13 protein-coding genes are annotated in these 13901 nt (G+C 70.7%); 11 read left to right on the top strand and 2 right to left on the bottom strand.

The genetic code is table 11. The features are described 5' to 3' along the window. Nucleotides 1–8: 8 nt before the first annotated feature. The 4 genes from LK09_RS13530 (at nucleotide 9) to LK09_RS20830 (ending at nucleotide 5379) form a co-directional block, all read left to right on the top strand. Nucleotides 9–1826, top strand: a complete 1818-nt coding sequence (locus LK09_RS13530) for an MFS transporter (RefSeq protein ID WP_231563043.1) — start codon at nucleotides 9–11, stop codon at nucleotides 1824–1826. 3 nt (nucleotides 1827–1829) lie between these two features. Then, on the top strand, nucleotides 1830–2273 hold the full coding sequence (locus LK09_RS13525; protein ID WP_052226773.1) for a MarR family winged helix-turn-helix transcriptional regulator: 444 nt from the start codon (nucleotides 1830–1832) through the stop codon (nucleotides 2271–2273). Nucleotides 2274–2303: 30 nt separating this feature from the next. Next, complete coding sequence (locus tag LK09_RS13520; protein ID WP_039400413.1) at nucleotides 2304–2990, top strand: SDR family oxidoreductase; 687 nt, start codon at nucleotides 2304–2306, stop codon at nucleotides 2988–2990. A gap of 64 nt (nucleotides 2991–3054) precedes the next feature. After that, entirely contained in the window at nucleotides 3055–5379 is a 2325-nt protein-coding gene (locus LK09_RS20830) for a cellulase family glycosylhydrolase (protein WP_156138821.1), read from the top strand. A 74-nt stretch (nucleotides 5380–5453) separates the two neighbouring features. Here LK09_RS20830 and LK09_RS13510 read toward each other — a convergent pair whose 3' ends face one another. Beyond that, the gene (locus LK09_RS13510; protein ID WP_039400409.1) at nucleotides 5454–5837 is read right to left on the bottom strand and encodes a hypothetical protein; all 384 of its coding nucleotides are present in this window, start codon (nucleotides 5835–5837) and stop codon (nucleotides 5454–5456) included. Nucleotides 5838–5918: 81 nt separating this feature from the next. Further along, nucleotides 5919–6866, bottom strand: coding sequence for a COX15/CtaA family protein (locus tag LK09_RS13505; RefSeq protein ID WP_039400406.1), 948 nt, complete (start codon nucleotides 6864–6866; stop codon nucleotides 5919–5921). A gap of 254 nt (nucleotides 6867–7120) precedes the next feature. Between LK09_RS13505 and sufB the strand changes: the two genes are divergently transcribed. From sufB to LK09_RS13470, 7 genes are all read left to right on the top strand, one after another. Further along, complete coding sequence (gene sufB / locus LK09_RS13500; protein WP_039400403.1) at nucleotides 7121–8539, top strand: Fe-S cluster assembly protein SufB; 1419 nt, start codon at nucleotides 7121–7123, stop codon at nucleotides 8537–8539. Nucleotide 8540: 1 nt separating this feature from the next. Then, the gene (sufD, locus tag LK09_RS13495) at nucleotides 8541–9680 is read left to right on the top strand and encodes a Fe-S cluster assembly protein SufD (protein ID WP_039400400.1); all 1140 of its coding nucleotides are present in this window, start codon (nucleotides 8541–8543) and stop codon (nucleotides 9678–9680) included. Then, nucleotides 9677–10003 (top strand): non-heme iron oxygenase ferredoxin subunit, encoded by a 327-nt coding sequence (locus LK09_RS13490; RefSeq protein WP_039400398.1) that lies wholly within the window; start codon nucleotides 9677–9679, stop codon nucleotides 10001–10003. The genes sufD and LK09_RS13490 overlap by 4 nt, the downstream gene beginning before the upstream one ends. Continuing rightward, complete coding sequence (gene sufC / locus LK09_RS13485; protein WP_039400395.1) at nucleotides 10004–10810, top strand: Fe-S cluster assembly ATPase SufC; 807 nt, start codon at nucleotides 10004–10006, stop codon at nucleotides 10808–10810. A gap of 9 nt (nucleotides 10811–10819) precedes the next feature. Further along, on the top strand, nucleotides 10820–11149 hold the full coding sequence (locus LK09_RS13480; RefSeq protein WP_039400392.1) for a metal-sulfur cluster assembly factor: 330 nt from the start codon (nucleotides 10820–10822) through the stop codon (nucleotides 11147–11149). A 184-nt stretch (nucleotides 11150–11333) separates the two neighbouring features. Beyond that, the gene (locus LK09_RS13475) at nucleotides 11334–12494 is read left to right on the top strand and encodes a MalY/PatB family protein (RefSeq protein WP_156138819.1); all 1161 of its coding nucleotides are present in this window, start codon (nucleotides 11334–11336) and stop codon (nucleotides 12492–12494) included. Continuing rightward, the gene (locus LK09_RS13470; RefSeq protein WP_039400389.1) at nucleotides 12491–13891 is read left to right on the top strand and encodes an MFS transporter; all 1401 of its coding nucleotides are present in this window, start codon (nucleotides 12491–12493) and stop codon (nucleotides 13889–13891) included. The genes LK09_RS13475 and LK09_RS13470 overlap by 4 nt, the downstream gene beginning before the upstream one ends. The last annotated feature ends 10 nt before the right edge of the window (nucleotides 13892–13901 follow it).

The following is a 13901-nucleotide window of genomic DNA, read 5'->3' as shown; positions in this document are numbered from 1 at the left end:
GGAGCGACGTGACACAGACCAGGGAAGCGGCATCCGGCTCGAGGTTCTCGAAGGACCACCCGCACTACAAGTGGGTGGCGCTGTCCAACACCACGCTGGGCATGCTGATGGCGACGATCAACGCGTCGATCGTGATGATCTCGCTGCCGGCGATCTTCCAGGGGATCCGGCTCGACCCGCTCGAAGCCGGCAACGTGGGCTACCTGCTCTGGATCATGATGGGCTACATGCTCGTCACGGCCGTGCTGGTCGTGACGTTCGGGCGCCTGGGCGACATGTTCGGTCGCGTGCGCATCTACAACCTCGGGTTCGTCGTGTTCACCGTGGGCTCGGTCGCCCTCGCGTTCGACCCCGCGCTCGGAGGAGCCGGCGCCCTGTGGCTGATCGCGTGGCGGCTCGTGCAGGGCGTGGGCGGGGCGATGCTGTTCGCGAACTCCACCGCGATCCTCACCGACGCCTTCCCGGCCGACCGGCGCGGCATGGCGCTGGGCATCAACCAGGTGGCGGCCATCGCCGGGAGCTTCATCGGCCTCATCGTCGGCGGCATCCTCGCGGTCATCGACTGGCGCGCGGTGTTCTTCGTGAGCGTCCCGATCGGGATCATCGGCACGGTCTGGTCGTACATCTCCCTGAAGGAGGTGGGCACCCGCACCCCCGGCAAGCTCGACTGGCCGGGCAACATCACCTTCGCGGTGGGCCTCACCGCCCTCCTCACCGCGATCACCTACGGCATCCAGCCCTACGGCGGCCGCCCGACGGGGTGGACCAATCCGTGGGTGCTCGGCGGCATCATCGGCGGCATCCTGCTGCTGGTCGTCTTCGTCGTGATCGAGCGGCGCGTCCGGCAGCCCATGTTCAACATGCGCCTGTTCAAGATCCGCGCCTTCGCGATGGCGAACCTCGCGGGGCTCCTGGCCTCCATCGGCCGCGGCGGCCTGCAGTTCATGCTGATCATCTGGCTGCAGGGGATCTGGCTCCCGCTGCACGGCTTCGATTACGTGGACACCCCGCTGTGGGCCGGGATCTACATGCTCCCGATCACCGTCGGGTTCCTCATCGCCGGGCCGATCTCGGGCACGCTGTCCGACCGGTACGGCGCACGGCTGTTCGCCACCACCGGACTGGTGATCGTCGCCCTCGCATTCGTCGGCCTGATGCTCATCCCCGTCGACTTCCAGTACTGGCAGTTCGCGATCCTCACCGGCCTCTCCGGCATCGGGTCGGGCATGTTCGGCGCCCCGAACCGCACGGCGATCATGAACAGCGTCCCGGCGCACGAACGCGGATCCGCGTCGGGGATGGCCGGCACCGTGCAGAACGCCGGCACGTCTCTGTCGATCGGCCTGTTCTTCTCGCTGCTCATCGCGGGCCTGGCCGCATCCCTGCCCAAGGACCTGTACGCCGGGCTGGTCGCGCACGGCGTCCCGGACGCGGCCGCGCAGAAGATCGCCGATCTGCCCCCGGTGGGAAGCGTGTTCGCCTCGTTCCTCGGCTACAACCCGATCCAGAGCCTGCTCGGGCAGGCCGGGATCCTCGCGAAGCTTCCGGCGGCGGATGCCGCGGAGCTGACGGGCAAGAGCTTCTTCCCCCAGCTCATCCAGAACGCGTTCCACGACGGACTCGTCGTCGTGTTCACCGCGGCGGCGATCATGACGCTCGTGGCGGCGGTCGCCTCCTTCGTGCGGGGGAGCAGGTTCGTGCACGCCGAGGCGCACCACACCGGCGGGCACCGGCCGCGCACCGGCGCGATCCCGGTGCGATCGACCGCCGCCGTGCCGGTGACGACGGCGGGTGTACGAGTTCCGGCCCGGACCGACGACAATTGAGGGATGCCGGACACCTCTGACCCCGACTCGCCCCTCGGCGACCCCGCGGTGCGGCTCGCCGTCGCGGTGGGCCGCATCAACCGGCGCATCCGCCCCACGGGGGACGGACTCTCGCACGGCCTGATGTCGGCGCTGTCGACGATCGTGCGGCAGGGACCGATCCGGCCGTCCGAGCTGGCGCGGATCGAAGCCGTGGCCGCCCCGACCGCGACCCGGGCGGTCGCCGACCTCGAGGCCCGCGGGCTCATCGAGCGGACACCGGACCCGGAGGACGGACGCTCCTCCCTGCTGACGGCGACCCAGGACGGCGTGACCGCCGTCATGCATGCGCGCATGGAGCGCGCCGAGCGCGTGGCACGGCTCCTGGAGTCCCTCACCGATGACCAGCGCTCCCGCGTGTGGGATGCGCTGGACGCCCTGGAGGCGGCGGCCGGCATCCGGCACTGAATCGGCGTCCCCCTCGCCGATACTGGAGGGATGACGACACATCTGCTCACAGGGGCCACCTCGGGAATCGGAGCGGCTCTCGCGGCCGCCCTGCACGCACGCGGAGACGACCTGGTGCTGATCGCCCGCAGCGACGCCACGGCGCGCCGGCTCGGGCGGGCCTTCCCGGACGCCACGGTGCTCGTCGCCGACCTGGAACGGCCCGAGTCGCTCGAGGCATCCCTCGCCGGGCGGATGCCGCCGGCCCTGGACAGCGTTCTGCACGTCGCCGGGGTGTGCGACCTCGGCCCCGTCGCGCAGCTGGGAGCGGGGGAGTGGCAGCGCACCCTCGCGGTGAATCTCGCCGCGCCGGCCGAGCTCACCCGGCTCGCGCTTCCGGCCCTGCGGGCCGCGGCGGGGCGCGTCGTGTTCGTCAACTCCGGTGCGGGACTTGCGGCATCGCCGGACTGGAGCGCCTACGCGGCGAGCAAGTTCGGGCTGCGCGCGCTGGCCGATGCGCTGCGCGCGGAGGAGCGCGCGAACGGGGTGCGGGTGACCTCCGTGTACCCCGGGCGCACCGCCACGCCGATGCAGCAGCGGGTCCATGAGCAGGAGGGCGCCGACTACGATGCGGATGCCTGGATCCAGCCCGGATCCGTGGTCACGGCGATCCTCACCGCGCTCGATCTGCCCCGCGACGCCGACCTGACCGATCTGCGCGTGCGGCCTGGTCTCTGACGCCTCCTCGGACGCATTAGCATCAGGGGTGCTGAACCCCGCTGATGCGGCACGAAGGAGTGTCATGACATCCATCCGAAGGCCCCTGGTGGCCGTCGTCGCCCTGCTGGTGCTGGTCGTGATCGAAATGATCGTCGACCCCACCGGCCTGCTCGCCCTCGTCGGGTGGCCGGGCGGCCACCTGCAGGTGCAGCTGTGGTGGCCGCTGGCGCCGTACGTGGTGTTCACTCCCGTGGTGGTTCTGGTCACCTGGTGGGCGGCGGTGCGCGCGGGCGGGCGCTTCTGGACGATGACGGCCGGGGTGGTGCTGGCCGTGCTGCTGGCCCAGGCGGTCACCCTGGGCGCGATGGGTGCGAATCTGCCGACGGCCGCCTGGGGCGCGGGATACGTCACCGCGAAGGCGGTGCCGGCGGCGCTCCTCGTCGCCGCCGCGACCCGCCTGTTCGCGCGGCGACCGAAGGCGGAGCTGCGGCTGTGGACCGGATCGGTGTGGCCCGCGGCGATCCTCGTCGGAGGCGTCGCGCCGCTGGTGTGCGGCCTCTGGTGGACGGGCGCCGCCACCGCGCCGGGGCTTCCCGTGCCGCGTCTCGACCAGGGCTGGTGGCCGATGGTCGGGGGCGCCGTGCTGCTGATGCTCAGCACCTGGCTCGGGCTGCGCTTCTTCCGCCGCCGCGTGCCCGGCATCCTCGGGGGCTGGCTGGGCGCCGTCGTGGGCGGAGGCCTCTTCGGGCTCGTCCTGGCCGTCATCGGACTGTTCGTCGACGACGGCTTCGCCGGCGATCTGTGGCCGCTCATGGCCGCCTACGTGCACGTCGCCGACGGCCTGTCGTTCGGGGCGGTCCTCGGCTGGGCGCCGGCTGTCGTCTGCGTGCTCGTGGACCGGCTGGCGGTGCGCCGGGAGGCGGCGCCGGCCTGGGTGATGCCGTCGGCGGCCGGCGTCGCGGTCCTCGCCCTCGTCGTGTCGGGCCTGGTCGCCCTGTACCTGCCGACCGGCGCCGCCGCGGCGGCCGCGCCGCCGGGCATCCTGCGGGCCGACGGCGGCCGCATCGCCGACGGGAACGGCAACACCGTGCTGCTGCGCGGCGTCAACGTCAACCAGCTCGTCGACTTCTATCAGCCGCGCCCCGGCGTCCCGGCGACCGAGCCCCTCACCGAGGAGGACTTCGCGCAGATCGCGTCGTACGGCTTCGACGTGGTGCGGCTCGGGATCTCGTGGTCGGCCCTCGAGCCGCAGCGCGGCGTGCTCGACCCGGCCTACCTGCAGCGGATCGACGAGGCCGTGCGGTGGGCCGGCGCTCACCGCATCTACGTCGTGCTGGACATGCACCAGGACGCGTGGTCGAAGGAGCCGACGCCCCCGGGCACGAACTGCCGGCCCGGCACCGACCCGATGTGGGGCTACGACGGCGCGCCGGCCTGGGCGACCATCGCCGACGGGACGCCGCGCTGCCAGTTCACCGGCCGGGACATCTCTCCGGCCGGCGACCGTGCCTTCCAGCACTTCTTCCAGAACACCGACGGGGTGCGCGACGCGCTCGTGCGCACGTGGGGCGAGCTGGCGGGGCACTTCGCGGGCGACCCGGTGATCGCCGGGTACGACCTGCTCAACGAGCCGGGGTTCGGCGAGCAGGCACCCCTCACCACCTCGCAGCGCCTCGGCGAGTATCAGGCGCACGCGATCCGGGCGATCCGCGACGCGGGTGCGCAGCAGATCGTGTTCGTCGAGCCGAGCATCCTGTGGTCGGGACTGGGCTTCGACACCGGGCCGTACCCCGGATTCACCGACGACCTCAACATCGTGTTCTCCCCGCACCTGTACGCCGAATCGATCACGATGGACGCGTCTCTGGGCCTGCCCACGATCGTGAGCACCGAGCGCCAGTTCGTCCTCGCGCAGCGGATCGCGGCCGCGTACCGGGCGCCGCTCTGGTCGGGGGAGTACGGCTACTGGGGTTCGCCCGAGCAGATCCAGCATCACATCGAGCGGTACGCCGCCGCCGAGGACGCGCACGCGCTGGGCAGCGCGTACTGGGTGTGGAAGCAGGCGTGCGGCGACCCCCAGAACGGGATCTCCGACGTCTCGTACGCCCTGGTGCCGCAGGACTGCGCGACCGGCGGGGAGGCGCCGCGCAACACCGCCCTGCTCGACGTGCTCAGCCGCGCCTACCCGCGTTCGGCTCCCGGGCGGATCGAACACCTGCAGGCGACGGGCGCGACGATGTCGCTGACGGCATCGGGCACCGGATGCGGCCTGGACGTGTGGGTGCCGGGCGACGCCCGGCCCTCGATCACCGGCCACGGCATCCGGCAGCTCGACACCGTCAAGGTCGCGGGCGGCTGGCGGATCGTCGGGTGCACCACGGGGGAGTACAGCCTGCGCACCTCGTGACCGGCGATCCCGGCGGTCGAACGGCGAAGAGGCGGGCCCCCGATCGGGGACCCGCCTCTTCGGCGCGATGCGGCTCAGACCGAGGGGGTCTGCGGCGGGGTCTGCGCGGTGGCCGACTCGTCGGCGGGGGCGAAGGGGAGCTCCGCGGCGGGCTCGGGGGCGGCCGCCGGCTCGTCCTCGGCCACGACGGGCACGAACGAGCGCAGGGTCGCGACGGCCAGTGCGATGAACAGGCCGATGAGTCCGGCGGTGGCCAGCGCCGCGCCGAACACGATCCACGATCCGCCCGCGTACACGTCGAGGGCTCCGGTGGCCTTCTGCGTCGTGGCGGTGAGGGTCGCCGTCATCGTGGACAGCTTGCTCAGCGCGATCCACGCGCCGAGGGCCGTGGAGGCGACGGACGCGATCAGCAGGATGATGAACGGGGTGCTGCGAGCCAGGCTCGGGCGCGAGGTCATGGGGTGGGTCTCCTTGGGGTTCCGCGGCGGGTGCCGCTCGGTCAGCCTGCGGGCGGGACCGATGCAGACTATCGGCGCAGGTTATGCGTTCTGTGTGACGGCGGGTGCCGCCGCCGCGGCCTCTTCGGTCTTCAGCCGGGTCACGACGGCCACCATCGTAGCGACCAGCAGCGCCGCGATCACCATGTGCACGCCGACGGACAGCGGAGGCAGGTCGGTGCGGGACTGGTACAGGCCGATGGCGATCTGCACCAGTTCGATGCCGAGGAGGGTCATCAGCCAGCGGCGGATCGGCAGGTGCTGCACCATGCTGACGATCGTCAGGAGCAGGGTGAGGGCGAACAGCACGTAGGCGGGCGTGGCGTGCAGGTGCTCGAGGATCGTCACGTCGAACCCCTGGCGGACGACGTTCGGGTCACCCGAGTGCGGGCCGTTGGCGGTCGTCGTGACCCCGAGGATCAGCACGACGACCAGCACGAGCGAGGTCACGTGGGTGGTGATCGCGAACCAGCGCGGCACGGCGAGGGCGCGCGGGGCGCCGGTGAAATCCATGCGCGCCAGGAACGCGGCCGCGACCGCGACGAGCGTGATCGACGCGAGGTAGTGGAACGCGACGAGGCCCCCGTTCAGCTCGAGGCGCACCGAGAGACCGCCGACGATCGCCTGGGCGAGGACGCCGAGCACGACGATGAACGCCAGCCACCAGAGGTCTCGGCGCGTCTTGCGCATCCGCCACACCAGGATCAGCAGGACGAGGGCCAGGATGCCGACGACACCGCTCATCATGCGGTTGCCGAACTCGATGAACGAGTGGATGCCCATCGCCGGCGTGGGGGCGAGGGAGTCGGGGGTGCACAGCGGCCAGCCGCAGCCGAGGCCCGAGTCCGTGAGGCGCACGGCGCCGCCGGTGCCGACGATCATCACCTCGGCGATGAACGACAGCCAGGCGAACACGCGCACGGCGGTCGTGACCCGATCGGGGAGGATCCGGCGCTTCTCGGGCGTCGTGGCGGGAGCTTCGGCAGACATGGGTCGCGCCTCCAGGGCTGTGTCGGCAGGGCCGACCAAGGTCACACAGGCCCGGATGCCGGAGGTGACCCTGTAGAATCGAGGGGTTCGGGATGCAGTGCAGAAACTGCTTCCCGCATCAATGACAGTGTAGGCGCGCGTTCCTGTGCGCCGAGATCGGGCCCCAGAAGCGGCATCCCCCCTCGGAACTCCTCCGTCGGAATCTCGCATGCCGGAACGGATGAACCGTGGGGCCCAGAGGAGAGTGTGGCGTCATGTCCGATGTGCTCATCGACCGTCCCGAGCTTGAAGGGCTGGGGGTGTACGAGTTCGGCTGGCACGATGCGGATGCTGCCGGTGCCAGCGCCAAGCGGGGCCTCAACGATGCCGTCGTCAAGGACATCTCGGCTCTGAAGGCCGAGCCCGAGTGGATGCTGAAGAACCGTCTCAAGGGTCTCCAGCTGTTCCAGCGCAAGCCGATGCCGACGTGGGGCGCCGACCTCTCGGAGATCGACTTCGACAACATCAAGTACTTCGTCCGCTCCACCGAGAAGCAGGCGCAGAGCTGGGAAGACCTCCCCGAAGACATCCGCAACACGTACGAGCGCCTGGGCATCCCCGAGGCCGAGCGTCAGCGCCTGGTCGCCGGCGTCGCCGCGCAGTACGAGTCCGAGGTCGTGTACCACCAGATCCGCGAGGACCTCGAGGCGCAGGGTGTCATCTTCATGGACACCGACACGGCGCTGCGCGAGCACCCCGAGTTCTTCGAGGAGTACTTCGGCACCGTGATCCCGGCCGGCGACAACAAGTTCGCCGCGCTCAACACCGCCGTGTGGTCGGGCGGCTCGTTCGTGTACGTGCCCAAGGGCGTGCACGTCGAGATCCCGCTGCAGGCCTACTTCCGGATCAACACCGAGAACATGGGCCAGTTCGAGCGCACGCTCATCATCGCCGACGAAGACAGCTACGTGCACTACATCGAGGGCTGCACCGCGCCGATCTACAAGTCGGACTCGCTGCACTCCGCAGTGGTCGAGATCATCGTGAAGAAGAACGCCCGCGTGCGCTACACGACGATCCAGAACTGGTCGAACAACGTCTACAACCTGGTCACCAAGCGTGCGATCGCGCACGAGGGCGCCACCATGGAGTGGATCGACGGCAACATCGGATCCAAGGTCACGATGAAGTACCCGTCCATCTACCTCATGGGCGAGCACGCCAAGGGCGAGACGCTCTCGGTCGCCTTCGCGGGCCCCGGGCAGCACCAGGACGCCGGCGCCAAGATGATCCACATGGCCCCGTACACGCAGTCCTCGATCGTCTCGAAGTCGATCGCCCGCGGCGGCGGCCGCGCCGGCTACCGCGGCGAGGTGCGGGTGGACGCGAACGCGCACCACGCGGCCAACACCGTGCGCTGCGACGCGCTGCTGGTGGACACCCAGTCGCGGTCCGACACCTACCCGGCCATCGACATCCGCGTCGACGACGTGCAGCTCGGCCACGAGGCCACGGTCTCGAAGGTGAGCGAGGAGCAGCTGTTCTACCTCATGAGCCGCGGCCTGCCCGAAGACGAGGCGATGGCGATGATCGTGCGCGGCTTCATCGAGCCGATCGCCCGAGAACTGCCCATGGAGTACGCCCTCGAGCTGAACAAGCTCATCGAGATGGGCATGGAAGGATCCGTCGGCTGAGATGACGACCACCTACGTAGAGACCGAGCCGACCTTCGTTCCGGTCCAGACCCGGTCCGAGCGCAAGACTTCGTACGACCCCGCTGACTTCGCCGCGCCCACCGGGCGCGAGGTCAACTGGCGGCACACGCCCCTCGCCCGCATCGCGGCCCTCCTCGACGGGAACGCCGGCGACGCATCCGCCTTCGGCGTGTCGGTGAGCGGGGCCGAGGCGGCATCCCTCGCCGTCGGCGAGTCGCCGCGCGGCGAGGTCTTCACCCCCGAGGACCGCCCGGCGGCGATCGCCTGGACCAAGACCGCGGCGGCGCGCCACATCGTGGTCGACGGCGAGCCCGAGGCTCCCGTCGTCATCGACGTGACCGGCCAGGGCGGCACCGGCCACGACCACATCGTGATCGAGGCGCTTCCCAACGCCCACGGCACCGTGCTGCTGCGGCACACCGGCACCGTGCAGCTCGCGCAGAACGTCGAGATCATCGTGCGCGACGGCGCCCACCTCGAGGTGGTCACCGTCCAGCAGTGGGCCGACGACGCCGTGCACGCGGCGGCCCACCAGGCCGTCGTCGGCCGCGACGCCACCCTGCGCCACATCGTGGCCAGCTTCGGGGGCGGGGTCGTGCGCGTCAACCCGAGCGTGCGCCTTGCCGGTCGGGGCTCGCGCGCGGAGCTGTACGGCATCGCGTACAGCGACGCCGGCCAGCACCTCGAGAGCCAGGTGTACCTGTTCCACGAGGGTCCGGACACCACCGGCGACGTGCTCTACAAGGGCGCCCTGCAGGGTGCGTCCGCGCACACCGTGTGGATCGGCGACGTGCTCATCGGCCCGGACGCCGTCGGAACCGACTCGTACGAGGCGAACCGCAACCTGGTGCTCACCGAGGGTGCGCGCGCCGAGTCGATCCCGAACCTCGAGATCGAGACGGGCGACATCCGCGGCGCCGGCCACGCCAGCGCCACGGGCCGCTTCGACGACGAGCAGCTGTTCTACCTGCAGGCCCGCGGCATCCCCGAGCCCGAGGCGCGACGCCTGGTCGTGCTCGGCTTCCTCAGCGAGATCGTGCAGCGCATCGGCCTGCCCGAGCTCGAGGCTGAGCTGATCGAGACCATCGAGGTCGAGCTGGCCCGGGGAGCGGCGGCATGACCGCGTCCCGTGTCTGCGCCCTGAGCGAGCTCGAGCAGGACGCCGCGCTGCGCGTCGAGGTGGATGGCGTGGCCATCTGCGTCGTGCGCGACTCGAACGACGAGGTGCACGCCATCGGCGATGTGTGCACGCACGGCGACATCTCGCTCGCCGAAGGCTTCGTCGAAGGGGAGACGATCGAATGCTGGGCGCACGGCTCGGCGTTCTCGCTCACCACCGGCAAGCCCCTCAACCTCCCCGCGTATGAGCCCGTCCCGGTCTTCGCCGTCACGATCGACGGCGACGACGTGCTCATCGATCCTGCTGTGAAGAAAGAAATCTGAATGTCTGTTCTCGAGATCCGCGACCTGCACGTCACCGTTGAGACGGATGCGGGCACCACCCCGATCCTCAACGGGCTGAGCCTGGTGATCCGCACCGGCGAGACCCACGCCATCATGGGCCCCAACGGCTCGGGCAAGTCGACGCTGGCCTACACGATCGCCGGACACCCCAAGTACACGGTGCAGAGCGGCAGCATCACCCTCGACGGCGAAGACGTGCTCGCGATGACCGTCGACGAGCGCGCCCGGGCCGGTCTGTTCCTGGCGATGCAGTACCCGGTGGAGATCCCCGGCGTCACCGTCACCAACTTCCTGCGCACCGCCAAGACCGCCGTGGACGGCGAGGCGCCGGCGATCCGCACGTGGTCCAAGGACGTCAAGCAGGCGATGAAGAACCTGCGCATGGACCCGAAGTTCGCTCAGCGCAACGTCAACGAGGGCTTCTCCGGCGGCGAGAAGAAGCGCCACGAGATCCTCCAGCTGGAGCTGCTGCAGCCGAAGATCGCGGTGCTCGACGAGACCGACTCCGGCCTCGACGTCGACGCGCTGAAGATCGTGTCCGAGGGCGTCAACCGCGCCAAGGAGGCGTCCGACCTCGGCGTGCTGCTGATCACGCACTACACGCGCATCCTGCGGTACATCAAGCCGGACTACGTGCACGTGCTCGTCAAGGGCCGTGTCGCCGAGGAGGGCGGCCCGGAGCTGGCCGACCGTCTCGAGGAGGAGGGCTACGACCGCTACCTCGAAGGCGAGTCGGAGTCGGCCGCCGACGCCGAGGGCGACCCCGCGTTCGCCGAGCCGGCGTAGGCTGATCGCATGACCGCGACGCTCACCCCGGAGAAGTTCGACGAGGTCACCGAGGCGCTCAAGGACGTCATGGACCCCGAGCTGGGGATCAACGTCGTCGACCTGGGTCTCATCTACGACCTGGCCTGGGACGACGAGACCGATGCGCTCGTCATCCACATGACGCTCACGTCGGCCGGATGCCCGCTCACCGACGTGCTCGAAGAGCAGACCGCCCAGGCCCTGGACGGCGTCGTGGAGCAGTTCCGCATCAACTGGGTGTGGATGCCGCCGTGGGGTCCGGAGCGGATCACCGACGACGGTCGCGACATGATGCGCGCGCTCGGCTTCGCCATCTGACACACGTGTGAACGCGCCCGCAGGCTTCGGCCCGCGGGCGCGTTTTCGCGTGCCGCGCGGTGCGGATGGCCGGCGGATTCACGGATGGCGGGCTGGATGGCGCCGGATCGGCCGCCGTCCGTGCGATCCACCTCCATCCGTGCGGCCTGGTCGCTGGGCACGGAGGCGCCGATAGGCTCGATGGGTGACCGTCATCCCCCTGGAAGCTCTGCCCATCGATCAGCTCCGACAGCGATCGAGCACGAAGTGGCGGCGCTATCCGGAGGACGTCCTGCCCCTGTTCGTCGCCGAGACGGACTTCCCGCTGGCTCCGGCCATCACGGCTGCGCTGATGCGCGCCGTGGAGCTCGGAGACACCGGCTACACGCCGCCGGACCCTGGGATCGCGCCGGTTTTCGTCGAGTTCGCCCGGCGCCGGTTCGGCTGGGAGGTCGACCCCGCGCGCATCCGCTGGACCTGCGACGTGGTCATGGGCCTCGTCGAGGTCATGCGGGCGATCCTGCGCCCCGGTGACCGCGTGATCATGACGACGCCGGTCTACCCGCCGTTCTTCGACGCGATCCCGGAGGCGCAGGCCGAGGCGGTCGACGTGCCGCTGCGGGACAACGGCATCGGCTGGGAGCTCGATCTGGACGCGATCGAGCGCGCCTTCGCCGACGGGGCGCGGGCGATCCTGCTGTGCAACCCGCACAACCCCACCGGCACCGTGCACTCCCGCGCGAGCCTGGCCGGCCTCGCCGAGATCGCGAAGCGCCACGGGGGGTTCGTGGTCAGCGATGAGATCCACGCCCCCCTCGTGCAGCCGGGCGTGGAGTTCACCCCGTTCCTGGCGGCATCCGACGCGGCCGCCGAGGTGGGGTTCGTCGTGACCTCCGGCAGCAAGGCCTACAACTTCGCGGGCCTGAAGTGCGCCCTGATGATCACCGGGTCGGAGGCCAACGCGAAGATCGTGCGGGCGATGCCCGAGGAGGTCGAGTGGCGCACGGGCCTGTTCGGCGCCATCGCCACGGTGGCGGCGTTCAGCCCGGAGTCGGATGCCTGGCTCGACAGCCTGCTGGCGCGCCTCGACGAGAACCGCCGTCTGCTCGCCGACCTCCTGGCCGAGCACGTGCCGGGTGCGCGCTATCGCCTGCCGGATGCCGGATACCTCGCCTGGATCGACCTCACCGAGCTCGGGTGGGGAGACAACCCGGCGTACAAGATCTTCACCGAGGCGAAGGTCGCCCTCAACTTCGGGCCGATGTTCGGGGAGCAGGGCGCAGGACACGTCCGCATCAACATGGGGTGCTCGCCGGAGATGCTGACCGAGGCCGTCCGGCGCATCGGCGCCCTGATCGGCCGATGACCGCGCCGGAGGCGACCGGAGAGCACAGCGCATCGATCTGGAGTCCTCGATTCCTGTGGGTGACGCTGGGCTCGACGGCGCTGGTGTTCCTGGCCGCGATCGAGTCGCTCGCGGTCACCACGGTCATGCCCGTGATCAGCACCGAGCTGAACGGCGCGGCGCTGTACGCGGCGGCGTTCTCCGGCACGCTCGCCACGAGCGTGATCGGGATGGTGGCCGCCGGGGTGCTCAGCGACCGGATGAACCCGCTCGTTCCGCTGACGGCATCGGTGGTGCTGTTCGTCGCGGGCCTGCTGGTGGCCGGATTCGCCCCCTCGATGCTCGTGCTCGTGATCGGCCGGCTGCTGCAGGGCTTCGGCGTCGGCGGGCAGGTCGTGACCCTCTACGTCGTCGTGGCGCGCGTGTACCCGTCGTTGCTCCACGGACGCCTGTTCGCGGTGTTCGCCGCGGCGTGGATCGTTCCGTCGTTCGTCGGGCCGTTCGCGGCGGGCCTGGTCGCCCAGTCCGTCGGCTGGCGGTGGGTGTTCCTGGGCGTCGCGGGGCTGACCGCGGCCGCGTACGTCGCCGTCGTGATCCCGCTGCGCGGTCTCGACCTGCACCCGAGCGCGGAGGATGCCGCGGCGGCTCGCGCGGCATCGGCGGGAGGACGCCTGTGGTGCGCCGTCGGTGTCGCGGCCGGGGCACTCGGGCTCACCCTCGCGGGCGAGACCCGCGACGTGGCGCCCTGGCTGCCGGCCGTGGTCGCGGCGGTCGCGCTGGCCGTGGTGCTGCTGACCGCACTCCCGCTCCTTCCGCGCGGGACGCTGCGGGCGCGCCGCGGCTTGCCGAGCGTCGTGCTCATGCGCGCGGTGATCGCCGGCGCCCTGTTCGGATCCGAGGTGTACATCCCGTACCTGCTCGTGGACGTCTACGGCTTCGACCCGGCATGGGCGGGCCTGGCACTGACCGCCTCCGCGATCACCTGGTGGGCGGCTTCCGAGGTGCAGGGGCGGGTCGGCGAGCGGCTCGGGTCCACGCGCATCGCCGTGTACGGCTCGACGGGCCTGGCCGTCGCGACGGCGGCGGCGACCGCGACCGCGCTGTGGCACCTGCCGCCTGCGGTCCTGATCACCGGTTGGGCGTTCGCCGGCGCCGGCATGGGGCTCATGTATCCCCGGCTCAGTGTGCTGACGCTGCGGTACTCGACGCCGCAGAACCAGGGCTTCAACTCCTCGGCGCTGTCGATCTTCGACGCCGTCGGGTCGTCGTCGGCGACGGCGATCATGGGCATCCTCTTCACGGCGCTGCCGGCGGTCGTCGGGTTCCCGGCGGTTTTCGCGCTGGCGCTCGCTCTCGCGTTGTTCGCGTTCGTCCCGGGTCTGCGGCTGGTCACCGAGGGGGCCGTCGCGGACCGGTAGCGCAACGGTG

The organism is Microbacterium mangrovi, assembly GCF_000802305.1.
Classification (GTDB): Bacteria; Actinomycetota; Actinomycetes; order Actinomycetales; family Microbacteriaceae; genus Microbacterium; species Microbacterium mangrovi.
This window is presented reverse-complemented; position numbering and strand designations above follow the sequence as displayed.

Excerpts from the sequence above, each read along its gene's own strand:
- LK09_RS13525 (WP_052226773.1), top strand. The coding sequence starts at position 1,830 with ATGCCGGACACCTCTGACCCCGACTCGCCCCTCGGCGACCCCGCGGTG.
- LK09_RS13520 (WP_039400413.1), top strand. The coding sequence starts at position 2,304 with ATGACGACACATCTGCTCACAGGGGCCACCTCGGGAATCGGAGCGGCT.
- sufC (WP_039400395.1), top strand. The coding sequence starts at position 10,004 with ATGTCTGTTCTCGAGATCCGCGACCTGCACGTCACCGTTGAGACGGAT.
- LK09_RS13490 (WP_039400398.1), top strand. The coding sequence starts at position 9,677 with ATGACCGCGTCCCGTGTCTGCGCCCTGAGCGAGCTCGAGCAGGACGCC.
- LK09_RS13510 (WP_039400409.1), bottom strand. The coding sequence starts at position 5,837 with ATGACCTCGCGCCCGAGCCTGGCTCGCAGCACCCCGTTCATCATCCTG.
- sufB (WP_039400403.1), top strand. The coding sequence starts at position 7,121 with ATGTCCGATGTGCTCATCGACCGTCCCGAGCTTGAAGGGCTGGGGGTG.
- sufD (WP_039400400.1), top strand. The coding sequence starts at position 8,541 with ATGACGACCACCTACGTAGAGACCGAGCCGACCTTCGTTCCGGTCCAG.
- LK09_RS20830 (WP_156138821.1), top strand. The coding sequence starts at position 3,055 with ATGACATCCATCCGAAGGCCCCTGGTGGCCGTCGTCGCCCTGCTGGTG.
- LK09_RS13480 (WP_039400392.1), top strand. The coding sequence starts at position 10,820 with ATGACCGCGACGCTCACCCCGGAGAAGTTCGACGAGGTCACCGAGGCG.
- LK09_RS13470 (WP_039400389.1), top strand. The coding sequence starts at position 12,491 with ATGACCGCGCCGGAGGCGACCGGAGAGCACAGCGCATCGATCTGGAGT.
- LK09_RS13505 (WP_039400406.1), bottom strand. The coding sequence starts at position 6,866 with ATGTCTGCCGAAGCTCCCGCCACGACGCCCGAGAAGCGCCGGATCCTC.